The organism is Phyllobacterium sp. UNC302MFCol5.2 (assembly GCF_000686005.1).
Taxonomy (GTDB): Bacteria; Pseudomonadota; Alphaproteobacteria; order Rhizobiales; family Rhizobiaceae; genus Phyllobacterium; species Phyllobacterium pellucidum.
Genome location: NZ_JMLL01000010.1, coordinates 1,243,877 through 1,266,515, shown reverse-complemented (window position 1 = coordinate 1,266,515; position 22,639 = coordinate 1,243,877). Strand labels below are relative to the sequence as shown.

The window sequence follows — 22,639 nt, the reverse complement described above, 5'->3', positions numbered from 1 at the left end:
TGATTGTGGCCGAGAACGAATTGAAAACGCGCGGTGTGGCGCCGTTGAGCGAAAAGCATCGCCCCGGAGCCCCGGCCGTGGCTGCTACAGGCAAGCCGAAGCGCACCAATAACCCGCAGGCAATGCGGGCCCGCATCCTTGACGTTGGCGCCGACCTTTTCCAGCGGCACGGCTACAACGCGACCAGCGTGCATGACGTCGTGCGGGCAGCGGGCACCACCGGAGGTGCGCTGCACCATCATTTTGCGACAAAGAAGTCGCTTGGCCTTGCCGTCATCGTCGAGCGGGTGGCGCCGGAAGTCGAGGCGACCGCCATCCAGCCGGTTTCAAATGCATCATCGGCCGCGTCGGGGATACGTGCGGTGTTCAACGGTGTTGCTGATACGCTCGAGCATAACCGGGCAGTGACCGGTTGCCCGCTGAACAACCTCGCGCTCGAACTATCCTTGGCCGATTCGGACTTTCGCGAAGCGGTCAACGCCGTCTTCGATCGTTGGCGCGCCGCGCTTTCCTTCCGCTTGCACGCTGATCATCCGGAAATGGACGAAGCACGCGCGCACGACCTCGCCACGCTCGTGGTTGCCAGCTATTCGGGGGCGATGGCGATGGCCAAGACCAGCCAGAGCGCGGCGCCGCTGCGCGCCTGCGCAACCCAACTCGAGACCTTGCTGCGCAGAACCTAGAGCGGCGCCCTGGCGAATATTTCGGTGAGCCAGTCGGCGAAGACGCGCACGCGCGAAGAAAGCTGGCGGTTCTGCGGATAGAGCACTGAAACGATCATTGGCGGTGGCGGGCTCCCGGGGAGAACGACGCGCAGGCTTCCTTCAGCAAGTTCATTCGCGATACGATAACGTGGCACCTGGATGAGCCCGAGGCCGGCAATTGCGGATGCGGCATAAATATCCGCGCCCGTCACCGAAACGGGTCCCGGCAAGTTCACCAGTCTGAGACCTGTATGCGTGGAGAATTCCAGTGGAAACGGCTTGCCCGTACCGCTTGAAACATAATTGACGGCCAGATGTCCGGCGAGGTCATCCAGGCTCCTTGGCTCGCCATGCCGGGCAAGGTAAGCCGGGCTCGCACAGGTTACCTGCTGCATCTCGGCAATCTTGCGTCCGACCATGGTGGAATCCTTGAGGTCGCCGACGCGCAGGACGCAGTCGACTCCCTCCTGAACGAGATCGACAAGCCGGTCGCCTTCGCCGATGCTGAGTTCGAGGGCGGCGTAACGATTGAGGAAATCGGGCAGTGCCGGTATCACAAAATGTCGCGCCAACGTGCCTTGCAGGTTTACCCGCAAAAGACCCTTCGGCGCCGAGTCGCGGAACGATGCTTCCGCTTCCTCCATGTCGGCGAGAAGGCGCAGGCAACGGTCGTAATAGGCTTCGCCGTCGAGTGTCGGGTTGACCTGGCGTGTCGTGCGGTCGAGCAGGCGCGTACCCAGGCGCTCTTCAAGACGTTGCATGGCGTTGGTCACTGTCGCACGCGGAATGTGAAGATCGTCGGCCGCATTAGTGAAACTGCGCCGCTCGACGATGCGTACGAAAATCTGCATATCGCGAAAGCGATCCATGCCCGCGCCTACTCTCGTTCAATTGTTATAGATTATCGAATAGTCCTGCCAATTATTTGCTAATTATGCAGAAAGCGATTTGCGGCATAGTGGAGCAAATGTCAACGTGACAGAGGAGTTCCATCGAATGGCACAGACCGATAAACGGATTGCAATCATCACGGGCGCAGCGCGCGGTATTGGTGCGGCGGTTGCAGAGCGGCTCGCAAATGACGGTTTTGCCGTCGTCATCAATTATGCGAACAGCGCCAGGGAAGCCGAGGCGCTTGCGGCAAAGTTCAGCAAGGCCGGCCAAAGGGCGATCGCCGTGCAGGCGGATGTTGCCAAGGCTGAGGAAGTGCGCCGCATGTTCGATCTTGTCGAGGCGGAACTCGGCAAGGTCAGCGTTCTCGTCAACAATGCCGGCATCATGAAAGTTCAGCCGCTTGTTGAAACCAGCGACGCGGTTTTCGAACAGCAGTTTGCCACGAATGTTCAGGGCACATTCAACACGATGCGCGAGGCTGCCGGCAGGATGGGCGATGGCGGCCGCATCATCAACTTTTCGACTTCGGTGGTCGGGACCAACCTTCCTGGTTACGCCGTCTATGCCGGTACCAAGGCGGCGGTCGAAACATTCACCCGCATCTTCGCCAAGGAACTGCGCGGCCGCAACATAACGGTTAATGCCGTTGCACCGGGGCCGGTTGCGACCGATCTCTTCCTTGCAGGCAAGAGCGATGAACTCGTTCAGCAGCTCAGCAAGGCTGCGCCCATGGAACGCCTTGGACAGCCGGATGATATCGCCCGCGTCGTCTCGTTTCTCGCGGGTCCCGATGGCGGCTGGATCAATGGACAGGTCGTGCGCGCCAATGGAGGGCTGGTCTGAGCCCAACAAAAACGGCGGCTGTGAAGGCCGCCGTTGCTCATCACGGATTTTTGCAGCCGTTACATGCCGCTGGTCGGCTGGAAGCGCGCAATCTGCATGAAGGTCACGGCCTTGCCGGTAAACTTGTTGGCGTCAGCAACAGGCAGTGCTTGCTGGAAGCCGGCGGTATAGACCGTCGTCGGCGCCTTACGCATCGAGCTGTTGCGCAGAACCGCCGGCACCACCTCTGGCGCTGTGGCGGCGACCTGTTCGGAGGATAACGCCCTATCCGATAGGTCGGAGGACACCTGGATTGCCTTTGCCGTCTGCCCCTGTGCTGCCTCGCGGTGCGGCTTGGCCTTCTTGCTGGTGGTCTTCACACCGCTGTCGAGCATGGCGACCGGGTCGCCCTTGGCTTCGAGCATTGTGCGACGGAGGGACGTCTGTGGTTGAACTGCCGCCATTTGAACATTCTGCTGCGGCTGCAACCGTCCGCCTGTGGTGCCGCTCGTCGTGGGCATCGGCGCGACGAGGTCGGCGGAATCGTCGTCATGGTCGACATCCGCCTGAGCAATGATGGCCTCCGGGCTAAGATTGTCATCGGGAACGGCGATGATGTCCTGTTCTGCGGCGGCAGGGGCAGGTGCTGCGGCCACGACCGGGCGTTGGCCGGGGACGACCGAAGCAACCTTCATGTCTGGCTGCTTCGGCTTGTCGAAGGGCACGGGAACGAGGGCGTTGGCCATGGCCGGTTGGGACTGATCGGAGGCCTCGGCGGGCTGCTCGATATTTGCTGCGATAAGTTCGCGGATCGCGCTGGCGCTGTCGTCGGGTCGCGTCTCGGGCACGGCGACCGCGGCAGTGTTCTGTGCGAGCGCATTAAGTGTCGAAGGATCGCCCGGCGCGGGTGTCGGCGCGTAGTCTGGACGGCGCAGCGGTACCGGCACGGCAAAGGCGAGAGCGGCATTGTCTTCGGGCGTTATGGCGACGGGCGCCGGTGCTTCCTGGCGCGGCGCGGCCAAAGGCTGCGGTACCCGGGCGGGTAGCTCCGGGGCAGCCTGCGTTGCGGTTGCCGCAGGCGCTGACGCCGGTTGCGGCTGTGCCGCCACTACCGGAGCCGCACCGCCATCGTCCGCGTCCTCGCCTGCCGGAGCCTGGGCAACGGCGCGCGAGGGTTTGGCCGTTGAGGCAACCGCGACAGAGCTCTCGCTCGAATCCTCTTCCTCGTCCGCACCGCCGCCAAAGAGCAGGCCGAACAGGGTCTTGCCTTTCCGGCTGGAGCCCGATGACGAGCTTGCAATCTGTATCGAGCTGCCGTTGCGACGGCGGGCTTCATAGGCGGCGACCGCCTGTTCATAGCCGGGCAGCGGCCGTCCGTCGGATGGAACATGGATCGTCTTGCCGTCCGGGAAGACCGCGAGAAGTTCCTTGCGGCTCATGCGCGGCCAGTGGCGGACATTGCCGACGTCGGTGTGAATGAAGGGCGATCCCGAACGAGGATAATAACCGACGCCGCCAGCCTCGTAGCGCAGGGCAGTGGCACGCAGGGTCGCAAGCTTCACACCGGGCAGGTACCAGTCCATGGCTTTGCCGAGCATGTGCTGGCTCTTGCGGGCGACCCCGCGCGTACGTGAGCGCAGCATGGAATTGGTCGCCGGTGAGCGGTAGGCCGAAACAACGTGGATATAATCGCGCCCGCCGACCCTGTCATAGACCTGCCAGACGAGATCGAACAGGCGGGGGTCCATCTTTGTCGGTTCGTTGCGGCGCCAGTCGCGCAGGAACCGGTTCAACTTGTTGAGGCCGTCCTGCTGATAACGGCCGTTCCGTTTGAAGGTTATTTCGGCGCGTTCGTTGGTGTGGACGAAATAGAGCCGCAATGTGCGGGTCTCGGCAAAGGCCTCGGCGGAGGAAAACAGCATCGACAGGAAAAGGACAAAGGGTCCAAACCAGCGGCCGCTGATCGGGAAAACTGTCTTCGATAGGCCGCTTTTTGCTTCACTCACGCTAGACAATATCGTTCCAATCCTGACCGTTTTCCAAAGCACCGAATAGCTGGACTATCCGATTTATTGGTTAATGACCACTTTATTGATGCACACGAGCATCCGATTTGAATGTTTATGAACGCTTCCCCAGACAGGCTGTCTTCCCTAAAAGGACAAATTCAAGTCGAGATTATGGCTGACATTGCAATTGGTTGCGCTAAATCTGCTTATTTTTGCGCCACAGGTGGGCTTTTGGTTGTTTGGGCTGGATTGGCCAAGAAAAATAGCGCAAACCAGCGGGACTAAAAATCTCCCCAGGATAGAACCGAATGTCCGCTCCATCGGATACCCATATTCACGCATCCGCATCGCCTGCAGCCCGCAACGGCGTCGTTTTGATGCTGCTTGGCATGCTTATGTTTTCCCTCAACGATGTGATGGGCAAATGGCTGGTGTCGACCTATTCGGTGGGGCAGGTGGTTTTCATCCGCAGCGTCGCCGCGCTCATCATCCTGGCGCCGTTCATATGGTTCAACGGTCCGGAGAAACTGTTTCAGGTCGATCGCCCGCGCCTGCAGCTGCTGCGCGCGGTTCTCTCGACCGTGGAGGTATTCGCCTTCTATTTCGCCGTGGTCTACCTGCCGCTTGCCGACGTAATGACCTACTGGCTCGCGGCGCCCATCTATGTGGCCGCGGTCTCGCCCTTCATCCTGAAGGAGCCCGTCGGCTGGCGTCGCTGGAGCGCTATCATCATTGGCTTTGTCGGCGTGGTCATCGCGCTCGAACCGTCGTCTCAGGCTTTGACACCGCAGGCGATTATCTCGATCTTAGGCAGCGTGGCGTTTGCCTTCATGCTGCTGCTTGGCCGGTCCTTGCGCGGGACACCTGATACGACGCTGGTTTTCTGGCAGATCGTCGGTGCCGGCGCGGCGGGGCTCGTCGCCATCGTGTTCGACTGGAAGCCGGTGAGCTTGCGCGATCTGCTGCTCCTCGGCCTTCTCGGCGTCGTCGCCATGCTCGCCCATGTCCTTGTCAACCGTGCTCTCAAGCTCGCGGACGCGGCAACCGTAGCGCCGCTGCAGTATACGTTGCTGTTCTGGGCAATTGTCTTCGGCTGGCTGGTGTTCGGTGACGTACCGCGCATGTCGATGTTGATCGGGTCGGGCTTCATCGTGGCTTCCGGCCTCTTCATCTTCTTCCGCGAACAACAGCTGAAGCGTCAGGGGCGGATCAAAACGCTCAATCAGACAGTGGTTGCCGGATCGGGCGATGGCGCCGGACCCGGCAACGGTTAGTGATTTCGCTCAGGCGTTTGCTGGCACGGCTTCAAGGGATGCGCCGAGTGCGTCGAGCAGCGAGTCCATCCCACCCCGACGCACGGCCGGATCGTCGAACTCGTCGAGGAAGGCGCCCTGTTCAGTCAGGACCAGCCGCGTTCCAGTGCCTTCCGGCTTCAGTTCGAGCGTTGCCAGCGATACGGAGATGCGCTTGCCGTCGAGATGCATCTCGTATGTGTAGATAATGCGCTGGTCAGGCACGATATCCTGGTAGATAGCATCGAAGCGGTGCTGCGGTCCTTCCTTGGGGCCGCCAATGCTGACTTCGCGTCCGCCGACCCTGAAATCTATCTGGTGCTGGGCCGGCCCCCATTCCTCGGGGCCCTTGAACCATTTTGCTTTCGCTTGCGGGTCGCTCAACGCGAAGAACACCCGGGCTGGCGCAGCCGGATAGCTACGCTCGAGAGTAAAAGTATCATGCGTCACGGATCGCTTGGTCATGCTTTTATCCCTTTGTTTGATCGGCGAGGAAATCGCCGAGCCTGTCGAGGCGCAGTTCCCACGTCCTGCGCCGATCCATCATCCAGTCCTCGGCCGTCTGCAGTGCCACCCAGTCGACACGGCAGGTGCGCACGCGCCCGACCTTCTCAGATCGCACCAGCCCGCTCGCTTCGAGAACCTGCAAATGCTGCACCACGGCCGGCAGCGACATTGTGAGGGGCTTGGCGAGTTCGCTGACCGAGGCTGGTCCCTTGCTCAACCGCTCGATCATGCTGCGCCGGGACGGATCCGCGAGCGCCTGAAACATGAGATCGAGCTTGTCCTGTTTGTTAAGCATATACTTAAGTATCGCAATATGAGCAGGCTGTCAATCGGCGAGTGGCGGAAATCACTCGGGGGTGTTGTTAAAGCAAGTCCGGTTCTAAGGATTCGCGTGCGCTACGCGCGCCAGGGCCGCTTCGAAATGGTTGACCGCCTTTTCGAACTTGTCGCGGCAGCCGGGGTTGCAAAAGCCAACGACCGCGCCCTTGTAGAGCGTGAGGCTATCCTCCTTGATGGGATCGCCCGACCAGGGACAATTCCTGTTGACCGCGTCGCTAATCCTCAGTTCATGCATCGTCTTGTTCCTCCCTGGCGCCTTCGACGGCTTCGACCACGACGTGGGTGAGCACGGAATTGGCGATAAAGCATTGTTCGTGGGCTTCGTGATGGATGCCGGCTTCGGTGTGGCGATCTGGAGCTGCGCCAACGTAGGTTATGTCGGGCTTCAACGTAACCCGGCTCACACAAAGCCGGCCGCCTTCATTCTTGGCAAGTTCGCCCTCGGCAGCGTCACGATACTGGCGGACGACAAAGCCTTTCTTCGCTGCAATCGAAAGAAAGAACAGCATGTGGCAACTCGCCAGCGATGCAACGAACGCTTCTTCGGGGTCGACATTCGCGGGCTCGGAGAAGGGAAGGCGGACAATGTGGGGCGACGACGAAGCCGGAACTTCGGCACCGCCATCGAACTGCCAGACATGGGCACGGCTATACTTGTTGTCGGTGAAGGGTTCGCTGTCCTGTTTTTTCCAAAGGACTGTCGCGCCGAAAGTGGTCATTGCTGCATTTCCCGGATCTGCCGCTGATTTGATCAACCAGAGCTTGTCAAAGCGGCCAAGAATTGTCGATAACCAGTGCCCGGAAAAGAATCGGCGAGGATGAGATGGATCTTGGTATTAAGGGCAGACGCGCTATCGTCTGTGCGAGTTCGAAGGGGCTGGGGCGCGGCGTAGCAGAAAAGCTTGCTGAGGCGGGTGTCGATCTGACTCTGAATGCGCGCACCGAGTCGACCCTCAAGGCGACTGCGGATGCGATAGCGGGCAAGTACGGCGTCAAGGTTCAGATCGTGGCGGAGGACGTTACTACGGAGGCCGGGCGGCAAGCCTTGCTTCAGGCGGAACCGCAGCCTGACATCCTTATCAACAATGCTGGCGGTCCGCCTCCCGGCGTCTGGTCCGACTGGGGCGAAGAAGAGTGGCTGAAGGCGATCAACAACAACATGCTGACGCCGATCCTGCTGATGAAGGCGATTTTGCCCGGTATGATCGAGCGCAAATGGGGACGCGTGGTCAACATTACCTCGGGTTCCGTCAAGTCACCGATCGCGCAGCTCGGACTTTCCAACGCTGCGCGCAGCGGCCTTACCGGTTTCGTCGCGGGAACGTCGCGCCAGGTCGCGCGCCATGGCGTTATCATCAACAATCTCCTGCCCGGATCGCATGACACCGACCGAACCAAGGGTTTCATCGAGCGCTCCGCCAAGGAAAAGGGCATATCGATCGAGGAAGCGCGGAAAGAGGCCTATGCCGACAATCCCGCAGGACGCTACGGCACGGCTGAGGAATTCGGCGCGGCTGCGGCATTCCTTTGCAGCCAGTATTCTGGCTTCATCGTCGGCCAGAATCTCCTGCTTGACGGCGGCGCCTTCAACTCGACGCTCGGTTGATCACTCGGCGATGAAGCGGTAGCCGACGCCGGGCTCGGTGCGAATGAACTGCGGGTTGTTCGCATCGTCTTCGATCTTTGCCCGCAACTGCCCGACGAACACACGCAAATATTGCAGATCCTCGACGTGGGCCGCTCCCCAGACGGAAGCGAGCAACTGGCGATGGGTCACGACCATGCCCGCATGGAGCACAAGGTGGACCAGCAACTGGTACTCCTTGCGCGTCAGGTGCACTTCCTGATCGTTGCGCGTCACGATGCGCTTTGCGGTATCCACGACGAGACCATTCACCTCGAAGCGCGAGGGAACGCTCGCACCCGCCACCTGGCGGCGCAGGCTGGTGCGGATGCGTGCCAAAAGTTCGCCGATGCCGAAGGGCTTTTCCACATAGTCATTGGCGCCGAGATCGAGCGCGGCGATCTTTTCCGCCTCGCGGTCGCGTGCCGAAAGCACAATGATCGGAACGTCGGAAAATGCGCGCACAGTCTCGATGACGTCCTTGCCGTCCTTGTCCGGCAGGCCAAGGTCGAGGATGACGAGGTCTGGCGCGCTCGTTGCAACCAGGCGCTCCGCCTCGCCGCCGGTCGCCGCCTGAATGACCTCATAACCCGACGCCGTCAGTGCCGGATGCAGGAACCGCTGTATTTGCGGCTCATCGTCGACAACGAGGATGCGATGCTGGTTCATTCATGCGCTCCCGCTGGATTGGCGACGGGCAGGCGGATGATGAATCTGGTGCCACGCTTGCGCACGGCAGGGCTTTCCGCCTTGATCGTCCCGCCCATCGACTCGACGAAGCCGCGAGCGATCGAAAGCCCGAGGCCGGTACCGGGTGCGCGGCCATCGCCCTTGGTGCGTCGATAGAACTTGTCGAAAATCTTGTCGAGATCCTTGGGCGGAATACCCTTGCCCTGGTCGGTGACGCTGATGGCCACCGCGCCGTCGTCCTGGCGCGCATAGATGGTAACCGGGCCGTCGCCGGCATATTTCGCTGCATTGTCGAGGAGATTGAACAGGACTTGCCCGAGCATTGCGGCATCACCTTTGACGATCGGCAGGTCGGGGGCGACGCTGATATCGACGACAATATCGGGCTTGAGCTTCTTTATGCGCTCGATCGAGGCGGTGATGACCTCCGACGCATCGACCGGCACATTCCTGATCTTCAGGGTGCCGGCCTCGATACGGGTCATGTCGAAGAGATTGGCAACAAAACGTGTAAGGCGGCCGGCCTCCTCCTCGATTGAAAGCAGAAGGTCATCCCGGCTCTCCTGCTTTATGCGATCGCCGAGCTGGCGCAGGGTCGTGATCGCACCGGTGATCGAGGCAAGTGGCGTCTTGAGGTCATGGGAAAGCGATGAAAACAGCGCCGTATGCAGCTGTTCGCTCTCCTGCAGGGCGGTCGTTTTTGCGTTTTCCTTCACAAGTTGTGCGCGATCGATGGCAATGGCCGCCTGATCGAGGATCGCTGTCAGCATGCGGTCCTCGTCCTCGGTCAGAACGTCGCGGTCATCCATTTGGAGACCAATAACCCCTGCAACGCCATGCGAGGTGAGGATGGGCAGGAATTCCCACCCGATCTGCGGCAATGTCGCAGTGTCGTGGCCAGCCCGCTCGTTCTTCTCAAAAGCCCAGCGCGCTGCGGTCATGTCGGTGCCATCGAGGTTTGAATCCGGCGGCCAGGCCGCCTGCACGCTCAATTCGCCCTCGTCGGGAAGCAAGATGGCAGCGCCAGTCCCGAAGGTCGCGTGCAAGTGCGTCGCCGTCGAGAAAAGCACGTCATCCAGTCGCGCCGTACCCGAGAGCTTGCGCGAAAATTCGTAAAGTGCCTGCGTGTTCTTCGCCTGTTGGCGAGAGCGGCCCACCTGTTCGCGCAAACGGCCGGTGAGGTCGCCGATCATCAGCGCGACGGCGAGGAATATGATCAGCGACAGCAGCTGGTGCGGCTTGGCGATGCTGAGATCGTGTATCGGTTCGAGAAAGAAGAAATTATAGAAGACAAAGGCAAGGCCAGCCGCGATCACGGCCGAAAGACGCCCGCAGATCACGCCGGAAAGGATAACGGCAACGAGGAATACCATCGAAAGATTCTGCGGATGCACGACATTGCTGGCCGTCAGGCCGAGCAGTGTCGTCGCACCCGTCGTTGCCACGGGCACGCCAACGGCGAGGGCAAGTTCCAGCGGCGAGCGCTTGCGCAGTCTGGGCGGCGCGTAGGAAACGTCCTGTTCTTCGCCGGTGACGATATGAACGCCGACATCGGTAAAGCGTTTGATGATTTCATCGGGGAGGGACCGGCGGAACGGATTGGCGAGCCGCCTTGGCTTGGGACGGCCAACAACGATCTGCGTGACATTCTCACGTCGGGCAATGCGGAAGATTTCCTCGACGAAGTCGTCGGCGATGACGCGCCGTGTTTCTGCACCGAGGCGTTCGGCAAGATCGAGCAGGGCGTCGATGCGCTTGCCGGTCTCGCCGCCGAGATCGCTGGTCTGCGTCATCGAAACGACAAGCCAACGCGCATTGAGACCGGAAGCGAGGCGACTGGCGGTGCGCACAACCTTGTCGGATAGACTGTCGGGACCGACACAGACGAGGAGGCGCTCGCCCGTCGCCCACGGACCTTCGATCGCCTGCTGGCGCAGAATATCGATCATCTGATCGTCGACGCGATCGGCAGTACGCCGCAACGCAAGCTCGCGCAGGGCAGTGAGGTTTGCAGGCTTGAAGAAGCCCTCGGCCGCCCGCTCCGCATTGCCGGGGAGATAAATCTTGCCCTCTCTCAGGCGTTCGATCAGTTCCGCCGGGGGCAGGTCGACGAGAAGGACATCGTCGGCGCGTTTCAACACGGTGTCGGGGACAATCTCCCGCACAGTAACGCCGGTGATGCTGGATACGATGTCGGATACGCTTTCGAGATGCTGGACGTTCATGGCTGTCCAGACGTCAATGCCGAGCCAGAGCAGTTCCTCGACATCCTGATGACGCTTGGGGTGGCGGCTGCCGGGAACGTTGGTATGGGCGAGCTCATCGACAATAAGCACTTTCGGCTTGCGCGCGATGGCTGCATCGATGTCGAACTCCTCGAGGAGCCGCTCGCGATAGGTCACTTCCTTGCGCGGGATAACGTCCAGCCCCTTGAGCAATTCGGCGGTCTCGGCGCGTCCGTGGGTTTCGGCAATGCCGACGACGATATCCTCGCCCTCTTCCTTGAGGCGGCGGGCGCGCTGCAACATGGCGTAGGTTTTGCCGACACCGGGCGCCGCGCCGAGAAACACCGTGAGCTTGCCACGCGTTTCGCGCGTCGCAAGTTGCAGAAGTCTGTCGGGATCGGGTCTGTTTTTTTGACCGTAATCGGCCATGGATGCCTCAAGCTGTTTTATGCGGCCCATACTCAAATCTCAGGGACAGGCCAGAACGTTTACCCCAGCTTTGTCGGAAAAGCCAAGGCGTGGATCGGCTGGGCTGCGACAGCACATCTATTGACGCAACCGGCCGAGTGTGGAAAGTCCCGCGCAAACTATGCAGCAGGAAGCCTAGCCGTGATCCGTCATATTGTGTTTTTCAGTGCCCGGAACAAGGAAGACGTGGGAGCAATTGTCGAGGGCCTGAAGCGCCTCGGCGAAATTCCGCATTCGCAGGTGTTCGAAGTGATGCAGAACACGAAGACGGATCCGATCTCCGGCGAGATCGATGTCGTGGTCTATGGCGAGTTCGAGGATGCCGAAGCGCTGGCGGCATACAAGGCGCATCCGATCTATAGCGAGACGACGGCAGTGGTTCGGCCGATGCGCGAACTGCGCATTTCCGCCGATGTTGTTTCGACGCTTGTCTGACCTTCCGTTAGTTCCTTCCTGAAATCGTCTCGAGGATCGGGCAGTCAGGCCGCTGGTCGCCGTGACAATGAGCGACCAGATGTTGCAGCGTGTGCTGCAACTCGCGTAGTTCCAGAATCTTGCGTTCGATCTCGCCGAGTTTCGATTGCGCGATTGCCTTTACGTCGGCGCTGGCGCGCTCCTTGTCCTCATAGAGCGCAAGGAGCTGTCGACATTCCTCGACGGAAAATCCAAGGCCGCGCGAGCGCTGCAGGAAGCGCAGCTTGTGCACATCTGACATGGAATAGTCGCGATAGCCATTTTCCGCGCGCCCGGGCTTCAGCAAGCCGATATCCTCGTAATAACGGATCGTCTTGGGCGGCAGGCCGGATTTGTCGGAAGCGGTTCCGATATTCATGGCAACCTCACAGTTTGACGGTGCGCAGGCGCAGCGCGTTGGCAATGACCGAAACCGACGAAAGGCTCATTGCTGCGGCGGCAAGCATCGGCGAAAGCAGAAGGCCGAAGACCGGATAGAGCACGCCCGCGGCGACCGGCACGCCGAGCACGTTGTAGATGAAGGCGAAGAAGAGGTTCTGCTTGATATTGCGAAGCGTCGCCTCGGCCAAATGACGCGCACGGACAATGCCGTTGAGGTCGCCCTTGACGAGGGTTATGCCCGCGCTTTCCATGGCAACGTCCGCGCCCGTACCCATGGCGATGCCGACATCGGCTGCGGCGAGGGCCGGCGCGTCGTTGATGCCATCGCCAGCCATCGCAACCCTGGCGCCGCCATGACGCAGTTCATCCACCAGCGCCTTCTTGCTCTCGGGCAGCATATCGGCGCGCACCTCATCGATGCCAAGCTGCGAAGCCACGGCCCGAGCGGTCACGGCGTTGTCGCCTGTCGCCATGATGATCTTCAGACCCGCAGCGTGCAGCAGGCGGATCGCCTCAGCGCTCGTCGCCTTGATCGGATCGGCAACGGCAACAATGCCGGCGGCCTTGCCGTCAACGGCGATGAACAGTGCGCTCTTGCCTGCGGCGCGCAACGCGTCGGCGCGCTCCTGAAGCGGCAGAACATCGGCGCCGACATCCTGCATCATGGCGCGGTTGCCGAGCGTGACGGTGCGCCCGCCGACAATACCGGTAACGCCCTTGCCGGTCACGGCTTCGAAACCGGTTGCGTCGGGGACTGTAAGACCGCGATCCCTGGCGCCATCGACGATGGCTTCGGCCAGCGGATGCTCAGAACCTTTTTCGAGGCCTGCGGCGAGTGCCAGGAGTTCGCCGTCATTGAAAGGCGGCTGCGCGATGAGATCGGTCAACCGTGGCTTGCCTTCGGTCAGCGTGCCGGTCTTGTCGACGATCAGCGTATCGACGCGGGCAAAGCGTTCGAGCGCTTCAGCATCCTTGATGAGAACGCCTGCATGGGCGCCACGTCCCGTTGCCGTCATGATCGACATCGGCGTTGCCAGACCAAGCGCGCAGGGGCAGGCAATGATGAGCACCGAGACCGCGGCGACAAGGCCGTGGATCATGCTCGGCTCGGGGCCGAGAAGCGCCCAAGCGGCGAATGCCAGCATGGCGACGAGGACGACGGTTGGAACGAAATAACTCGCAACGCGATCGGCGAGGCCCTGTATCGGCGCGCGCGAACGCTGCGCCGCCGCGACCATGCCGACGATCTGCGACAGCACCGTATCCGCGCCGACCTTCTTGGCCTCGATGAGCAGCGTACCGTTGCGATTAAGCGTCCCACCCGTGACCTGGTCATGCTCGGCTTTCTCGACTGGCAGCGATTCGCCGGTAATCATGGATTCGTCGATCGAGGTGCGCCCCTCGAGCACGATGCCGTCCACAGGAATGCTTTCGCCAGGACGAACACGTAGCTTGTCGCCCACTGCGACCTCGTCGAGCGGAACATCCATCTCTGCGGCGTCCGCACCGACACGCCGTGCCGTCTTCGGCGCAAGGTCGAGCAGGGCGCGAATTGCCGAGCCGGTCCGTTCGCGCGCCTTGAGCTCCAGCACCTGGCCGAGAAAGACGAGGGCAACGATCACCGCGGCGGCTTCGAAATAGACCGGGACCATGCCGCCATGGCCACGGAAGGAATGCGGGAAAATATCCGGAAAAAGCGTCGCGACGACACTGAACGCGTAGGCCGCGCCAACCCCGATGGCAATGAGCGTCCACATGTTAGGGCTTCGGTTGACGAATGAGGCAAAGGCGCGCTCGAAAAAGGGGATAGCCGCCCAGACGACAACCGGCGTTGCCAGCGCAAACTCGATCCATATGGCGAGGCGTTCGCCAAGCCAGTCGCGGAACGGGAGACCGAGCATCGGCCCCATGGTGATGACGAGCAGCGGCACCGAACAGAAGGCGCTGATCCAGAAGCGGCGGGTGAAATCGACGAGCTCCGGATTGGGGCCTTCGTCGCCGGTCGGTATGCCCATAGGTTCGAGGGCCATGCCGCAGATCGGGCAGGCGCCGGGACCGTCCCGAACGACCTCGGGATGCATCGGGCACGTATATTGCGTTCCGGCTGGCATAGGCTTCGGCAGGGGCCGGTCGCCGAGATAATCCTCCGGGGCTTTCTTGAACTTCGCCATGCAGCCCGCCGAACAGAAGTAGTATTTCTCGCCTTCGTGGCGAAGGAAATGCTTGGCGCTGGCCCGGTCGACCTTCATGCCGCATACCGGATCCGTCGCCTCGATATAGGCTTCCGGATCCTTGACGAACTTCGCCTGGCAGCCGGCCGAACAGAAATGGAAAAGGCGCTCGCCATGTTCGGTAGTTGGCTTGCCCGCGTCAGGATCCACCACCATGCCGCATACCGGATCGCGAACGACCTCGGTTGCTACGGATTGATGCCCGCCGCAGCAATTATGGCCGTGGTGCGGGTGGTTCGCGTGCTCGTGCTTCATGGTCCTGCTTTCCGTCTTCAAATAAGTAATGCAGGAAAGGTAATCTTTCCAGTGACTGGAAGGTCAAGGGCAACGTTGCGATAAGTTTCAACGCAAAAGCCCGGCGCGGGGCCGGGCTTTCTGGCGGTCTTGGGAGAAGACGGTTCTCAGCCTGCCTGGCTGTGCGGCGTATCCTGTGCGAGCTGCCCTGCTTCCCAGCCGAGAATGGCGCGCTTGCGGGTGAGGCCCCAATGATATCCGGTCAAGGCTCCCGACTTTCCGACCGCGCGGTGGCAGGGAACAACGAAGGAAACCGGGTTGGCGCCAATCGCCGCACCGACGGCGCGCGAGGCGTTGGGCGAGCCGATGTCAGCGGCGATATCAGAGTAGGCGACGCATTTGCCCATCGGAATCTTGAGCAGCGCTTCCCAGACTCGCAGCTGAAAATCGGTGCCGATCGTCACGACTTTCAATGGCCGGTCGGCGCGCCATTCCGCCGGATTGAAAATCCGCCCGGCATAGGGGGCTGTGGCGGCCAGATCCTCGACGTAGGTGGCGTTTGGCCAGCGCGAGGACATGTCGGCGAGCGCTTCTCGCTCCTTGCCGGCGTCCGCAAAGGCGAGGCCGGCAAGACCGCGATCCGTCACCATGATGAGCGCCAGCCCGAACGGCGAAATGAGAAAGCCATATCGGATCGTCAGGCCTGCGCCGCGGCTCTTATAGTCTCCCGGCGACATGCCTTCATGGGTAACGAAGAGATCGTGCAGCCGGCCAGGGCCCGAAAGTCCGGTCTCATAGGCGGTTTCGAGCAGCGGCATGCCCTCGTCAAGCAGCCGGCGCGCATGATCGATCGTTACCGCCTGCAGGAAACCCTTCGGTGAGAGGCCGGCCCAGCGCGTAAAGAGCTTTTGCAGCGCAGTCGGCGAAAGTCCGGTGTCGCGCGCCAGAGTTTCAAGCGAAGGCTGGTCGCGATAATCCTTGCTGATGCGTTCGATGATGTGGCTGACGATGGCATAGTCGTCGCCGGTCGGAGTGATGTCTTTTTGAAGTATGGCGTGCGGTTTCATGAGCTTTTACCTCTTGTGTTGAGGATATATGACCACGCACCCGCCTTCGCCGCCACCCGATTCTTGACGGCCGAACCGGTCGGAAAGATTAGTGTCCCTTCGCCGTCGCAAGCGCTGTCTGAAAGGCCGAGGCAAAGCTTTCGCGGTCGTCGGGATTGAGGAACGAGCCGATGATGACGGCCTTGCCCTGTCCCTCGACGCGCATCGAGGTAATGCCGATCTCGGCATGACGGGCAATGCTGAACCGGGTCCAGTAAGGGTTGAATTCGTGCTGCCTTGCCCGTCCCGAAGGCGCGACCTGACGGATGTGCAGGGCAACGCGCGAAATGCTGACTTCTTCGTGTGCTTTCGCTGCAGCGTAGTTCATGCGAAACGCCACGTAGACGATGACGACGTCCAGCCCGAAAAAGCCGAATACTGGCCAGGCGCCGATCGACAGAAAGAAAAGGCCGGTCATAAAACTGCTGACCCCAAGCGTTCCCATAAGAACAAGAAATCCGAAACGGCCAAGCGATCGATGTGGCACAAGAAGCGCACGGAAGATTTCTTCTTCGTTGATCGCGGCCGGGTCAATCGGGTTTGTTGTTTGGCTCATGGGGCTCAAGTATAGAGGGGTCATGGAAAATCCCAAGCCGAAAATCGATCAGAACGCTGTGACCGCCAGGCCCGCCAAGGAAGAGCGGCGTGTGCCGGGGACGCGCTACACGGCGGCGGAGATCCACGAAATATTTCGCCGGTTTTCGATCCAGCGGCCGGAGCCAAAGGGGGAACTCGAACACGTCAATCCGTTCACCCTGCTTGTCGCCGTGGCACTTTCGGCGCAGGCAACCGATGTCGGCGTAAACAAGGCGACGCGCGCGCTCTTCAAGGTTGCCGACACGCCCGAAAAGATGGTGGCCCTAGGGGTAGAGAGGCTTGGCGAATATATCCGAACGATCGGGCTGTGGCGCAACAAGGCCAAGAATGTCGTCGCGCTATCGCAAGCACTGGTCGAAAAATTTGGCAGCGTCGTTCCCGATGATCGTGACGAACTGGTCAAGCTGCCGGGGGTTGGCCGTAAGACTGCCAATGTCGTCCTCAGCATGGCGTTCGGCCAGGCTACGATGGCGGTGGACACGCACATCTTCCGCATCGGCAACCGCCTTGGCCTTGCGCCCGGCAAGACCCCGGACGAGGTGGAGGCGAAGCTGATGAAAATCATTCCGTCGGAATATCTCTATCATGCGCATCACTGGTTGATCCTGCACGGCCGATATGTGTGCAAGGCGCGTAGGCCGGAATGTTCGGCCTGTGTCATCGCCGATATCTGCAAGGCAGCGGAAAAGACCTCGGAAATCCCGGCGCCGCTGGTGCCGCTGCCGCCGCAGGCTATCTGACGGCTACAGGCCGTGCCGCACTGGCGACGGCTTTGTGGAGGTGCACCATGAGCGCTGCGGCAAAGAGCGGCGTCAGGAGGTTGAGCAATGGCACGGCCATGAATGCGGCGATGACGAGGCCCGCGAGGAAGACCGTACCGGCATTCTGCGCCCGCAAGGCCTTTGCTTCGGCTTCGGATCGAAAACGCATCGCGGCGAACTCGAAGAACTCGCGGCCCAGCAGATAGCCATTGACGATGAAGAATGCGATCAGGTTGACGCCGGGAATGAGCAACATCAGCAGGGCGGCAATATTGCCGAGAATGACGACGCCAAAGAAGCGGATCGAAAGGACCATCGAGCGCATGGCAGGCAGCGGCTTTCCGGCCGGGTCGCCAGGGTAGTCTTCCTTTTCGACGACCTCCGCAACATCGTCAAGAAAAAGCCCGGCTACGATGGCGGTAACTGGAGCAATCAGCAACGCCAGTCCCAATGCGAGCCCGATGCTGGCAAAGAGGCCGGCGATGAAGCCGATCCAGCCCGTCCAGGATGGCAAATCCGGCATCATTCCTTGGAAAAAAGGGAGCGCGAGCCATTCGAAGATTTCGCGCAGCCCAAACCATGCGCCGACAAGCAGCAGCAATGTCAGCCCCAGCGATTTCCACAGGACGGCGCGAAATTCCGGACGGAAGAGGTGACTGGCGGCGGCGCGGGCGCTTTCGACGATCATCGGGCATTTTGCTCCATGGCGTAGGCATCCGACATAAGCGCAACTGACCCTTCGGACAAGGTGTTCGCCCAAGTGGGGGGTGGTCAATTCTGTCGCGACGGGTTAGAGCAGGCAAAACAACGCCAACAGGTTTGCGATCTATCCCGGAGTTTCCATGTCCACTTATGACGTGCTTTGCATAGGCAACGCCATTGTCGATATCATTGCCCGCACCGATGACGATTTCATCATCAAGAACGGCATTATCAAAAATGCAATGAACCTGATCGACGCCGATCGGGCCGAGTTCCTCTACGAGCGCATGGGTCCCGCGATCGAGGCGTCCGGCGGCAGCGCCGGCAATACCGCGGCGGGCGTTGCCAGCCTTGGCGGACGCGCCGCCTATTTCGGCAAGGTAGCGGATGATCAGCTTGGCCACGTATTTACCCATGATATCCGTTCGCAAGGCGTCGCCTTCGACACGCGTGTGCTGGCTTCACCGCCACCCACCGCGCGCTCGATGATTTTCGTGACGCCCGATGGCGAGCGCTCGATGAACACCTATCTCGGCGCCTGCATTGAACTCGGGCCGGAGGATGTCGAGAGTTCCAAGGTTTCCCAGGCCAAGGTCACCTATTTCGAGGGCTATCTCTGGGATCCGCCGCGCGCCAAGGAAGCCATCCGCCTGTCGGCAAAGATCGCTCATGAGCACAAGCGGGAAGTCTCGATGACCCTCTCGGATCCGTTCTGCGTCGATCGCTACCGCGAGGAGTTTCTTGATCTGATGCGCTCCGGCACGGTCGACATCGTTTTTGCCAATGAGGCGGAAATGAAATCGCTGTACCAGACGGACAACTTTGAGGAAGGGCTCGAGTTGATCCGCAGGGATTGCAAGCTCGCTGCCGTCACCCGTTCGGAAAAAGGTTCTGTGGTCGTTACCGGCGACGAGACCGTTGCGGTTCCAGCCATCGAGATCGAGGAACTGGTCGATACCACAGGCGCGGGCGATCTTTATGCTGCGGGTTTCCTTTTCGGCTACACCAACGGCCGCTCGCTGACCGATTGCGCCCGCCTTGGCTCGCTGACGGCGGGGCTTGTCATCCAGCAGATCGGTCCGCGTCCGCAGATCAATCTGAAGGCCGCGGCGGAGCGGGCGGGGCTGCTCTGATCAAGCCTTCCCGCTCAAGCTCGTCCGCACTGCGGCCGGGCTTGTGATAGGTCGGCAGATACCAGCCGAAATAGAGCGCGCCGCCTCGGACCGTGAAGGCGGCAAGCGCCGCGACGAGCGCGGAAATCTCCGTCCCGACGGCAAACCGGTGCAGCACGATATAGACAAGTGAGCCGGCGAGCGCCGCCGTGACATAAATTTCGCGGCGCATCACCACTGATGGCTCCCCCGAAATGATATCACGCAGGATACCGCCGAATGTCGCCGTCATGATCCCGGTCACCACCGCAATGGTCGAGTCGAAGCCGAGTGCAAGGCTCTTTGCCGCGCCCATCACGCTATAGGCGGCAAGCCCGACCGCATCGAGCCAGAGGAGAACGCGATAGCGTGATTCAAGCAGATTGGCGGTGAAATAGACAAGGATTGCCGCTGCGGCGCAGACAAGTAGGCTCATCGGATCCTTCACCCAGAAGACGGGAACGCCGAGGATGAGGTCGCGCAACGTCCCGCCGCCGATCCCGGTGACCGCGGCGAGAAAGATGAAAGCCATGATGTCGAGCTGGCGCCGCGAGGCCGCCAGAGCTCCCGTCGCGGCGAAAAGGAAAATTCCGGCATAGTTGAACAGCAGAATCATGGTCACCGGCAGTTTCCCCTCGCCGTTATTTTGTCCCACGATAGAGCATGACCGGAAAATGAAAAGAGCCGCATTCCGGTCAGGGAAATGCGGCTCCTTGGAACGTCGTTACGACCGATCAGGCGTCTTTTTCAGCCTGCGGATTGATCGGGCCGGGTTCCGGCTGAGCTTCGCCGGCGGCCTGCTTGGGTCCGCCCCGCGACACGCCGACAAGCGCCGGCCGCAGCACGCGGTCGCCGATGACAAAGCCAGCCTGCGCAACCTGCACCACCGTATTATGCGGAACATCCGCATTCGGAATTTCGAACATCGCCTGGTGGAAGTTCGGATCGAACTTCTGACCCTGCGGCTCGATTTTCTTGACGCCGTGGCGTTCCATAGCGGTGAGCATGGAGCGTTCCGTCATCTCGACGCCCTCGACGAGACCCTTAAGGCCGGCATCGCCGCCTGCAAGTGCATCGGCGGGAACCGCTTCGATGGCGCGCTTCAGATTGTCGGATACCGCAAGCATGTCGCGGGCGAAGTTGGCAACCGAATAGCTGCGCGCGTCATGGACGTCGCGCGCGGTTCGCTTGCGCAGGTTTTCCATATCTGCGGCAAGGCGCAGCAACTGGTCCTTCAGATCGTTGTTTTCGGCGCGCAGCGCGTCGAGTTCGGCGGTCGTTGCCTGCTCCTGGTCTTCCTCGGCAAGCGCATATTCCTCGGCCTTGCGCGATTTAAGAAAATCATCGGCAGCGCGCTTCAGCGCATCGCGATCGCGCGGGTTCTTCAGGTCGCGCTGATCGAGATCCGGGGTGTCGTGAAGTTTCTTGTCTTCAGCCATCTATCCTGTCCGTTCATTTTTCGAAGTTGCGCTGGATATCGACGTTCGGCTCTTGAAAATCAAGTCTTATCGCAAAAGGCGGGATACGAGCTGGGCGGTATAGTCGACCATCGGCACGATCCGGGCATAGTTGAGCCGGGTCGGGCCGATGACGCCGAGGGCGCCGATGATGCGCTGCTCCGAGTCCCGATAGGGCGCGATCACCAGCGACGAACCCGACAGCGAGAACAGCTTGTTTTCTGACCCGATGAAGATGCGCACGCCGGGTCCCGCCTCGGCGAGGTCGAGAAGCTGCAGCGTTCCTTCCTTGGTTTCGAGATCGTCAAAGAGGTGGCGCAGCCTGTCGAGATCGGCCTCGGCGTTGATCGAATCGAGAAGATTGCCGCGCCCGCGCACGATCAGGCGCGGCGGCTGCCCGCTGCCTGCGCCGCCCCAGACCGCCAGCCCCTGTTGCACCAGATGCTGCGACAAGGCATCGAGCGCCTGCTGGGTCTCGTCCTTGAGTTGGCCGATTTCCTGGCGCGCCTCGCTGATCGTGCGCCCCTGAATATGCGCATTGAGAAAGTTCGAAGCTTCGATGAGCTGTGAGGGCGTCACGCCAACGGGCAAATCGATAACGCGATTTTCGATATCCCCGCTCTGGCTGACAAGAACGGCCAGGGCCTTGGTCGGCTCGAGGCGCACGAACTCGATGTGTTTCAGCGCGCCTTCCGCCTTGGTCGCAAGCACAAGACCGGCGCCGCGCGACATGCCGGAGAGGATTTGGCTCGCCTGCGTCAGCACAGTTTCAGTCGACTGGTCTTCGCTTGAGGCACGAACCTGCGCCTCGATCGAGTTGCGCTCAGCGGCGGAAAGATCGCCGACTTCCATGAAGGCGTCGACGAAGAAGCGCAGCCCAAGCTGCGTCGGGAGGCGTCCGGCCGAAATATGCGGTGCATAGACCAGTCCGAGATGCTCGAGATCGCTCATGACGTTGCGGATCGTCGCCGGCGACAGCGACACGGGGAGAATCCGCGAAAGGTTGCGCGAGCCGACCGGTTCGCCGTCGCCAAGATAGCTCTCGACGATGCGCCGGAAAATGTCGCGCGACCGCTGGTCAAGCGACTGATATGCCTCCGGTACCACGGCCCGTTTCATCTTGCCTCGTATGTCTGCTTGTTACAGCCCTGATATAAGCATTGTCCGGGCAATCATCAAAGCCTTTGCTTCGATCTGCCATCACGGCTAAAAGGCCGGACCACAGATTTTCAAAGAGGTCTTTCCAATGCGTCCTTCCAAGCGAGCCCCCGACGAGATGCGCGCCATCTCCTTCGAACGCGGCGTTTCCAAGCATGCCGAGGGCTCGTGCCTAGTCAAATTCGGCGACACCCATGTTTTGTGCACCGCGAGCCTTGAGGAAAAGGTGCCAGGCTGGATGCGCAACACCGGCAAGGGTTGGGTAACGGCCGAATACGGCATGTTGCCGCGCTCGACCGGCGATCGCATGCGCCGCGAGGCATCCTCGGGCAAACAGGGCGGCCGCACGCTGGAAATCCAGCGGCTGATCGCCCGCTCGCTGCGTGCGGTCGTAGACCTGCAGGCGCTCGGCGAAGTGCAGATCACGGTGGACTGCGACGTTATCCAGGCTGATGGCGGCACGCGCACGGCTGCCATCACTGGCGGTTGGGTCGCTCTGCACGAGTGCCTGCGCTGGATGGAAGCACGCCAGATGATCAAGGTCGAAAAAGTACTGAAGGACCACGTTGCGGCGATCTCATGCGGAATTTCCAATGGCACGCCGGTGATCGACCTCGATTATCAGGAGGATTCGACGGCACAGACGGACGCGAACTTTGTCATGACTGGCAAGGGTGGTATCGTCGAGGTGCAGGGAACCGCCGAAGGCGAGCCCTTTTCTGAGGAAGAACTGCTTGCCCTTATGAGCCTTGCCCGCAGCGGCATCGGGCGGCTGGTCAACCTGCAGCAGATGGCTGTGAGCTAAAAGCCCGA

At 61.0% G+C, this 22,639-nt stretch carries 24 protein-coding genes; 8 read left to right on the top strand and 16 right to left on the bottom strand.

The genetic code is table 11. The features are described from left to right. The first annotated feature begins 5 nt into the window (after positions 1-5). Positions 6-683 (top strand): TetR/AcrR family transcriptional regulator, encoded by a 678-nt coding sequence (locus BR48_RS0108080; protein WP_245273361.1) that lies wholly within the window; start codon positions 6-8, stop codon positions 681-683. Here BR48_RS0108080 and BR48_RS0108075 read toward each other — a convergent pair. Then, the gene (locus BR48_RS0108075) at positions 680-1,573 is read right to left on the bottom strand and encodes a LysR family transcriptional regulator (RefSeq protein WP_027230828.1); all 894 of its coding nucleotides are present in this window, start codon (positions 1,571-1,573) and stop codon (positions 680-682) included. The genes BR48_RS0108080 and BR48_RS0108075 overlap by 4 nt on opposite strands. A gap of 127 nt (positions 1,574-1,700) precedes the next feature. Here BR48_RS0108075 and BR48_RS0108070 point away from each other — a divergent pair, with 127 nt between their 5' ends. Then, entirely contained in the window at positions 1,701-2,441 is a 741-nt protein-coding gene (locus tag BR48_RS0108070; protein ID WP_027230827.1) for an SDR family oxidoreductase, read from the top strand. A 59-nt stretch (positions 2,442-2,500) separates the two neighbouring features. Here BR48_RS0108070 and BR48_RS0108065 read toward each other — a convergent pair whose 3' ends face one another. After that, positions 2,501-4,426 (bottom strand): DUF882 domain-containing protein, encoded by a 1,926-nt coding sequence (locus tag BR48_RS0108065; RefSeq protein ID WP_051614686.1) that lies wholly within the window; start codon positions 4,424-4,426, stop codon positions 2,501-2,503. A 311-nt stretch (positions 4,427-4,737) separates the two neighbouring features. On the opposite strand from BR48_RS0108065, the gene BR48_RS0108060 reads away from it, so the two are divergent. Continuing rightward, positions 4,738-5,703 carry a DMT family transporter gene (locus BR48_RS0108060; protein WP_027230825.1) on the top strand — a complete coding sequence of 322 codons (966 nt, stop codon included), beginning with the start codon at positions 4,738-4,740 and terminating at the stop codon, positions 5,701-5,703. Positions 5,704-5,712: 9 nt separating this feature from the next. On the opposite strand, the gene BR48_RS0108055 is transcribed toward BR48_RS0108060, so the two are convergent. The 4 genes from BR48_RS0108055 to BR48_RS0108040 all read right to left on the bottom strand — a co-directional run bounded on the left by BR48_RS0108055 (position 5,713) and on the right by BR48_RS0108040 (position 7,286). After that, positions 5,713-6,186, bottom strand: coding sequence for an SRPBCC family protein (locus BR48_RS0108055; RefSeq protein ID WP_027230824.1), 474 nt, complete (start codon positions 6,184-6,186; stop codon positions 5,713-5,715). 4 nt (positions 6,187-6,190) lie between these two features. Next, a complete protein-coding gene (locus BR48_RS0108050) occupies positions 6,191-6,523 on the bottom strand; it encodes a metalloregulator ArsR/SmtB family transcription factor (RefSeq protein ID WP_027230823.1) in 333 nt (110 codons plus the stop codon). Positions 6,524-6,607: 84 nt separating this feature from the next. Beyond that, complete coding sequence (locus BR48_RS0108045; RefSeq protein ID WP_036813545.1) at positions 6,608-6,802, bottom strand: glutathione S-transferase; 195 nt, start codon at positions 6,800-6,802, stop codon at positions 6,608-6,610. Beyond that, positions 6,795-7,286 carry an OsmC family protein gene (locus BR48_RS0108040; RefSeq protein WP_027230821.1) on the bottom strand — a complete coding sequence of 164 codons (492 nt, stop codon included), beginning with the start codon at positions 7,284-7,286 and terminating at the stop codon, positions 6,795-6,797. Before BR48_RS0108040 ends, BR48_RS0108045 begins: the two co-directional genes overlap by 8 nt. 104 nt (positions 7,287-7,390) lie before the next feature. Here BR48_RS0108040 and BR48_RS0108035 point away from each other — a divergent pair, with 104 nt between their 5' ends. Then, positions 7,391-8,173, top strand: a complete 783-nt coding sequence (locus BR48_RS0108035) for an SDR family oxidoreductase (RefSeq protein ID WP_027230820.1) — start codon at positions 7,391-7,393, stop codon at positions 8,171-8,173. Here the strand turns inward: BR48_RS0108035 and BR48_RS0108030 are convergent, their stop codons facing one another. Both BR48_RS0108030 and BR48_RS0108025 read right to left on the bottom strand, forming a co-directional pair. Next, positions 8,174-8,860 (bottom strand): response regulator, encoded by a 687-nt coding sequence (locus BR48_RS0108030; RefSeq protein WP_027230819.1) that lies wholly within the window; start codon positions 8,858-8,860, stop codon positions 8,174-8,176. It abuts the gene before it with no gap. Beyond that, on the bottom strand, positions 8,857-11,535 hold the full coding sequence (locus BR48_RS0108025) for a sensor histidine kinase KdpD (RefSeq protein WP_027230818.1): 2,679 nt from the start codon (positions 11,533-11,535) through the stop codon (positions 8,857-8,859). Before BR48_RS0108025 ends, BR48_RS0108030 begins: the two co-directional genes overlap by 4 nt. 180 nt (positions 11,536-11,715) lie before the next feature. On the opposite strand from BR48_RS0108025, the gene BR48_RS0108020 reads away from it, so the two are divergent. Continuing rightward, positions 11,716-12,009 (top strand): Dabb family protein, encoded by a 294-nt coding sequence (locus tag BR48_RS0108020; protein ID WP_027230817.1) that lies wholly within the window; start codon positions 11,716-11,718, stop codon positions 12,007-12,009. 7 nt (positions 12,010-12,016) lie between these two features. Here the strand turns inward: BR48_RS0108020 and cueR are convergent, their stop codons facing one another. From cueR to BR48_RS0108000, 4 genes are all read right to left on the bottom strand, one after another. Continuing rightward, the gene (gene cueR / locus BR48_RS0108015) at positions 12,017-12,406 is read right to left on the bottom strand and encodes a Cu(I)-responsive transcriptional regulator (protein WP_027230816.1); all 390 of its coding nucleotides are present in this window, start codon (positions 12,404-12,406) and stop codon (positions 12,017-12,019) included. Between the two features lie 7 nt (positions 12,407-12,413). Next, positions 12,414-14,915 carry a heavy metal translocating P-type ATPase gene (locus BR48_RS0108010; protein ID WP_027230815.1) on the bottom strand — a complete coding sequence of 834 codons (2,502 nt, stop codon included), beginning with the start codon at positions 14,913-14,915 and terminating at the stop codon, positions 12,414-12,416. A gap of 146 nt (positions 14,916-15,061) precedes the next feature. Further along, positions 15,062-15,961 carry a bifunctional helix-turn-helix domain-containing protein/methylated-DNA--[protein]-cysteine S-methyltransferase gene (locus BR48_RS0108005; RefSeq protein WP_027230814.1) on the bottom strand — a complete coding sequence of 300 codons (900 nt, stop codon included), beginning with the start codon at positions 15,959-15,961 and terminating at the stop codon, positions 15,062-15,064. Between the two features lie 88 nt (positions 15,962-16,049). After that, entirely contained in the window at positions 16,050-16,556 is a 507-nt protein-coding gene (locus BR48_RS0108000; RefSeq protein WP_051614684.1) for a DUF2244 domain-containing protein, read from the bottom strand. On the opposite strand from BR48_RS0108000, the gene nth reads away from it, so the two are divergent. After that, complete coding sequence (gene nth, locus BR48_RS0107995; protein ID WP_027230812.1) at positions 16,555-17,337, top strand: endonuclease III; 783 nt, start codon at positions 16,555-16,557, stop codon at positions 17,335-17,337. The two genes, BR48_RS0108000 and nth, sit on opposite strands and share 2 nt — an antisense overlap. Here nth and BR48_RS0107990 read toward each other — a convergent pair. Next, positions 17,330-18,046, bottom strand: coding sequence for a sulfate transporter family protein (locus BR48_RS0107990; RefSeq protein WP_027230811.1), 717 nt, complete (start codon positions 18,044-18,046; stop codon positions 17,330-17,332). The two genes, nth and BR48_RS0107990, sit on opposite strands and share 8 nt — an antisense overlap. A 154-nt stretch (positions 18,047-18,200) precedes the next feature. Between BR48_RS0107990 and BR48_RS0107985 the strand changes: the two genes are divergently transcribed. Beyond that, the gene (locus BR48_RS0107985) at positions 18,201-19,193 is read left to right on the top strand and encodes an adenosine kinase (protein ID WP_027230810.1); all 993 of its coding nucleotides are present in this window, start codon (positions 18,201-18,203) and stop codon (positions 19,191-19,193) included. Here the strand turns inward: BR48_RS0107985 and BR48_RS24130 are convergent. From BR48_RS24130 to hrcA, 3 genes are all read right to left on the bottom strand, one after another. Continuing rightward, the gene (locus BR48_RS24130) at positions 19,153-19,833 is read right to left on the bottom strand and encodes a trimeric intracellular cation channel family protein (RefSeq protein ID WP_036813539.1); all 681 of its coding nucleotides are present in this window, start codon (positions 19,831-19,833) and stop codon (positions 19,153-19,155) included. The genes BR48_RS0107985 and BR48_RS24130 overlap by 41 nt on opposite strands. Before the next feature lie 112 nt (positions 19,834-19,945). Continuing rightward, a complete protein-coding gene (grpE, locus tag BR48_RS0107975) occupies positions 19,946-20,650 on the bottom strand; it encodes a nucleotide exchange factor GrpE (protein WP_027230809.1) in 705 nt (234 codons plus the stop codon). A 66-nt stretch (positions 20,651-20,716) separates the two neighbouring features. Next, positions 20,717-21,787, bottom strand: coding sequence for a heat-inducible transcriptional repressor HrcA (gene hrcA, locus BR48_RS0107970; RefSeq protein WP_036813536.1), 1,071 nt, complete (start codon positions 21,785-21,787; stop codon positions 20,717-20,719). A 127-nt stretch (positions 21,788-21,914) separates the two neighbouring features. On the opposite strand from hrcA, the gene rph reads away from it, so the two are divergent. Next, positions 21,915-22,631 (top strand): ribonuclease PH, encoded by a 717-nt coding sequence (rph, locus tag BR48_RS0107965; protein WP_027230807.1) that lies wholly within the window; start codon positions 21,915-21,917, stop codon positions 22,629-22,631. Positions 22,632-22,639: the final 8 nt, after the last annotated feature.